This is a genomic window from Streptomyces sp. SID1328, assembly GCF_009865595.1.
GTDB classification, from domain to species: Bacteria; Actinomycetota; Actinomycetes; order Streptomycetales; family Streptomycetaceae; genus Streptomyces; species Streptomyces griseoluteus.
Window position 1 is genome coordinate 1 of record NZ_WWKH01000248.1, and the last position, 4,664, is coordinate 4,664.

Sequence of the window (4,664 nt, forward strand, 5' to 3'; positions counted from 1 at the left end):
GTGCCCGGCCGTCCGGTGAGCCCGGCCGACGTCCCCGCCGACGCGGTCACCTCCTCCGGCTCCGGCCTCGACCCGGACATCTCCCCGGAGTACGCCCGGCTCCAGACGGCCCGCGTCGCCGCCCGGAACCACCTGCCCGTGCCCGAGGTGGCCCGGCTCGTCCGCGACCACACCGAGGGACGCACCCTGGGCTTCCTGGGCGAGCCCCGCGTCAACGTGCTGGAGCTGAACACCGCGCTCAAGCAGCTGGAGGCCCGGCGCTGAACCGCCCCAGCGGTGTCCGCAAGCCGCACCTGGACCGCCGACTCCCGCACCGATGCCGTAGGTTGCTGCCGTCGGTCCACTGAGGCGTACGACAGGAGGGCGCGCGTCCATGACACGGGTGCTCGTGGTGGAGGACGACCCGCAGCTGGTACGGGCCCTCGTGATCAATCTCCAGGCCCGCCGGTACGCCGTCGACGCGGCCCCGGACGGCGCCACCGCGCTCCGGCTCGCGGCCGACCGAGGGCCGGACGTGGTCGTGCTCGACCTCGGGCTGCCCGACATGGACGGCGCCGACGTCATACGGTCCCTGCGCGGCGGCCGGAGCCGGGTGCCGATCCTGGTCCTCTCCGCCCGCCAGGCGTCCGAGGAGAAGGTCGCCGCGCTGGACGCCGGGGCCGACGACTACGTCACCAAGCCGTTCAGCATGGACGAGCTGCTGGCCCGGCTCCGCGCCGCCGTCCGCCGCGCCGAGGCCGGCCGGGCGGCCCCGGAGACCACCCTGGTGCGGACGGCGGACTTCACCCTGGACCTCGCCGCCAAGAAGGCCGTGCGCGACGGGCGTGACGTCCGCCTCACCCCGACCGAGTGGCACCTGCTGGAGATCCTTGTCACCAGCCCCGGCCGTCTGGTGAGCCGGAAACACCTGCTGCGCGAGGTCTGGGGGGCCTCCCTGAGCGACCGGACGAACTATCTGCGCGTCTACATGGCCCAGCTCCGCCGCAAGCTGGAGGCGGACCCCGCCCACCCGCGCTACCTGATCACGGAGCCCGGCATGGGCTACCGTTTCGAGGGCTGAATCCTCACCGGGGGAATCCAGGTCGTCGCGTTCGAGTCCGGAGGGGTGAATGATGTCACTCGGACTGGTCACGCCCGGATCTGCGCACTGAGTATGCTCGTCCAATGTTGTCGGTCGACAACTTATGGCGGCGGGCGGCATGAGCGGAGCGGAAGGGCGGGACCATGGTGACGTCGCGGGCTGATGCCGATGAGCTGAGGCCGGTGACCGCGGACGGGCTCGACACGGACTGGGACGAGCGACGGCCGTCCGTGCTCCTGGTGGAGGACGATGCCGGCGACGCGCTGCTGGTCGAGGAACTGGTCGCCGACAGTGCCCTGAAGATGCGGCTGCGCTGGGTGCGCACGATGGCCGAGGCCGCCGGGGTGCTCGCCACCGAGCGCCCGGACTGCGTCCTGCTCGACCTGCACCTGCCGGACGCGAGCGGTCTCGAAGCGGTCTCCCTGGTCAAGGCGCACGCCGACAGGGTGGCCATCGTCGTCCTCACCGGCCTCGCCGAGGAGCAGACCGGGCTCGCCGCGGTGACCGCCGGTGCCCAGGACTACCTCGTCAAGGGCCGCGTCGAACCCGAACTCTTCGGCCGCGCCGTCCGCTACGCGATCCAGCGCAAGCAGGCCGAGCAGTCGGCGGTGGCCCTCCAGGCCAGCCTGATGCAGGCCCAGGAGAACGCCCGCCTGGAACGCGGCCTGCTGCCCCGCCCGCTGCTGCGCGCCGAGGGCGTCCAGGTCGTCGCCCGCTACCGCCCCGGCCGCGCCCAGGCCCTGCTCGGCGGCGACTTCTACGACATCGTGCAGAGCGGGGACGGCACCGTGCACGCCCTGGTCGGGGACGTCTCCGGGCACGGCCCGGACGAGGCCGCCCTCGGTGTCGCCCTGCGGATAGCCTGGCGCACACTGGTCCTCAGCGGCATCACCGGCGTCGAGCAGGTGGCCCGCCTGGAGGAGATCCTGGTCGCCGAGCGCGCCCGGGACGAGGTCTTCGCCACCCTGGTAAGCCTGTCCGCCGTACCCGGCGAGCACCGGGCCACCGTGGTGCGGGCCGGCCACCACGGGCTGCTCCGGCGCGGCGCGCGGGAGGTGGACTGGGTCGAGGTGCCGGGCGGGCCCGCGCTGGGCCTCATCCCCGGCGGCGCCCACTGGCCCACCGCGGAGCTGCCGGTGCCGCCGGGAGCCTCCGTCGTCCTCTTCACCGACGGTCTCTTCGAGGGGCACGTCAGCCGGGGCCCGCAGCGCCTGGGCGAGGAGGGGCTGCTCGAACTCGCCCGTGCGTCGGCCGGACTGGCGCCCGACGAGTTCGTGGACCGGCTCATCGGCGAGGCCGAGGGGCTGGCCGAGGAACAGGGCGGGCTCGCGGACGACGTCGCCGTCGTCCATGTGAGCTGGAACTGAGAAACCTGAGACGAGGGAAACGAGTGGGACGCGTGAGTGACGAGTCGGTACGGAGCACAGGGTGAAGAACCTAGCGGGCAAGCCGTGGACGGGGCGCCGCCTGACCGTGCAGGGCTGGTTCTACCTCGTGCTGTCGCTCATGAGCCTCCTGGTGCTGCTCGGCACCGTGGTGGGCGCCAGCCTCCTCAACCGCACGGCCGTGGCGACCGACTCCCTGCTGCGGGGTGTACAGCCCGCCCAGACCGAGGCGTACCGGCTCCAGTCCGCCATGGTCAATCAGGAGACCGGCATCCGGGGCTACGCCATCACGGCCGACAAGCGCTTCCTCAAGCCCTACATCGAGGGCAAGAAGAACGAGTCGGAGTCCGCGGCGCGGCTGCGCCGTCTGGCCGCCGGCCAGCCCGAGCTGCGTGACGACCTGACCGCGGTGGAGCGTCAGGCGGCCCAGTGGCGCCTCAACTACGCCGAACCGCTCGTCGCCTCCGTCACCCCCGGCGAGCCGAAGGCCGTCGACCTGCGGACGGTGGAGAACGGCAAGGAGGACTTCGACAAGCTGCGGAGGAGCTGGGCCGACCAGAACGCGCACCTGGCCGGCGTGGTCCGGGACGGCAACGCCCACATCGCGCACGAGCGCACCCTGCGCAACTCCGTGCTCACCGCCATGGTCGCGGCGTTCCTCCTGACCGGCGTCGCGCTCGCCGTCTTCGTGCGCATGCTCGTCACCCAGCCCCTGCAGCGGCTGCGCACCGCCTCCCGCCGGGTCGCGGGCGGCGACTTCGATCACGTCATCGAAGGCGGCGGGCCGGCCGACCTGACCGCCGTGGCCCACGACGTGGAGGAGATGCGCAGGCGGATCGTGTCCGACCTGGACGCCTCCCACGCCCAGCAGCGCATCCTCACCACCCAGGCCGCCGACCTGGACGCCCAGGCGGTCGAACTGCGCCGCTCCAACGTGGAACTGGAACAGTTCGCCTACGTCGCCTCCCACGACCTCCAGGAACCGCTGCGCAAGGTCGCTTCCTTCTGCCAGCTCCTGGAGAAGCGGTACTACGACAAGCTGGACGACCGCGGGCGGCAGTACATCGACTTCGCGGTGGACGGCGCCAAGCGTATGCAGGTGCTCATCAACGACCTGCTCACCTTCTCCCGCGTCGGCCGGCTCACCGACGACCGCGTGCCCGTCGGCCTGGAAAAGGCGCTGGAGAAGGCGATGCTGAACCTCGACGCGGCCGTGGAGGAGTCCGGCGCCCGCGTCGAACTGCCCCAGGAGATGCCCGAGGTGGTGGGCGACCCGACCCTGTTCACCATGCTCTGGCAGAACCTGATCGGCAACGCCCTCAAGTTCCGCCACCCCGACCGCGCTCCGCAGGTCACCGTCACCTGCGAGCCCGACCCGGACGAACCCGGCAGCGTGCAGCTGAGTGTCTCGGACAACGGCATCGGCATCCCCGGCGAGTTCGCGGACAAGGTCTTCGTCATCTTCCAGCGACTGCACAGCCGGGACGCCTACGGGGGTACCGGGATCGGCCTGGCCCTCTGCAAGAAGATCGTCGAACATCACGGTGGCCGGATCTGGCTGGACACCGAGTACACCGGCGGCACCCGTTTCCGCTTCACCCTGCCCGTGGCGACCGCCCCGGACGAGACCGGCACCCACTGCGAGGAAAAGGCCCTCACATGACGACTCCCGACGGCACCCCGATCGATGTCCTCCTGGTGGAGGACGACCCCGGTGACGAGCTGATGACCCGGGAAGCGTTCGAGGACAACAAGATCGGCAACACGCTGCACGTGGTCCGCGACGGCGAGGAGGCGCTCGACTTCCTCTACCGGCGCGGCGACCACACCGGCGCGCCCCGGCCCGACCTGATCCTGCTCGACCTCAACCTGCCCAAGTACGACGGGCGTCAGGTCCTGGAGCGCATCAAGTCCGACCAGGACCTCGCGGACATCCCGGTGGTCGTCCTCACCACCTCGGCGGCCGAGGAGGACATCCTCCGCAGCTACCGGCTGCACGCCAACGCGTACGTGACCAAGCCGGTCGACCTCGACCAGTTCATCGCCGCCGTCCGCCAGATCGACGACTTCTTCGTCCAGGTGGTCCGCCTGCCCCGGCGTAGGTGAGCCCGGAACGCGAAACACCCCCCGACCGGCCCGGTCGGGGGGTGTTCTGTTTCGCTGGGCTCAGCTCAGCTCAGCTCTGCTCAGCTCGCGGC

Annotated in this window: 5 protein-coding genes; all 5 read left to right on the forward strand. The window is 71.4% G+C overall.

Going from position 1 to position 4,664, the window contains the following annotated elements; genetic code table 11:
* On the forward strand, positions 1 to 264 hold a 264-nt coding region (locus GT030_RS07265; RefSeq protein ID WP_161200369.1), incomplete at its 5' end, for a potassium-transporting ATPase subunit C.
* A 109-nt stretch (positions 265 to 373) separates the two neighbouring features.
* On the forward strand, positions 374 to 1,060 hold the full coding sequence (locus GT030_RS07270) for a response regulator transcription factor (RefSeq protein ID WP_161200370.1): 687 nt from the start codon (positions 374 to 376) through the stop codon (positions 1,058 to 1,060).
* 164 nt (positions 1,061 to 1,224) lie between these two features.
* Positions 1,225 to 2,448 carry a fused response regulator/phosphatase gene (locus tag GT030_RS07275; protein ID WP_161200371.1) on the forward strand — a complete coding sequence of 408 codons (1,224 nt, stop codon included), beginning with the start codon at positions 1,225 to 1,227 and terminating at the stop codon, positions 2,446 to 2,448.
* Positions 2,449 to 2,587: 139 nt separating this feature from the next.
* Positions 2,588 to 4,129 carry a sensor histidine kinase gene (locus GT030_RS07280; RefSeq protein ID WP_161200372.1) on the forward strand — a complete coding sequence of 514 codons (1,542 nt, stop codon included), beginning with the start codon at positions 2,588 to 2,590 and terminating at the stop codon, positions 4,127 to 4,129.
* Positions 4,126 to 4,572 (forward strand): response regulator, encoded by a 447-nt coding sequence (locus GT030_RS07285; RefSeq protein ID WP_086690552.1) that lies wholly within the window; start codon positions 4,126 to 4,128, stop codon positions 4,570 to 4,572. The genes GT030_RS07280 and GT030_RS07285 overlap by 4 nt, the downstream gene beginning before the upstream one ends.
* Positions 4,573 to 4,664 lie beyond the last annotated feature (92 nt).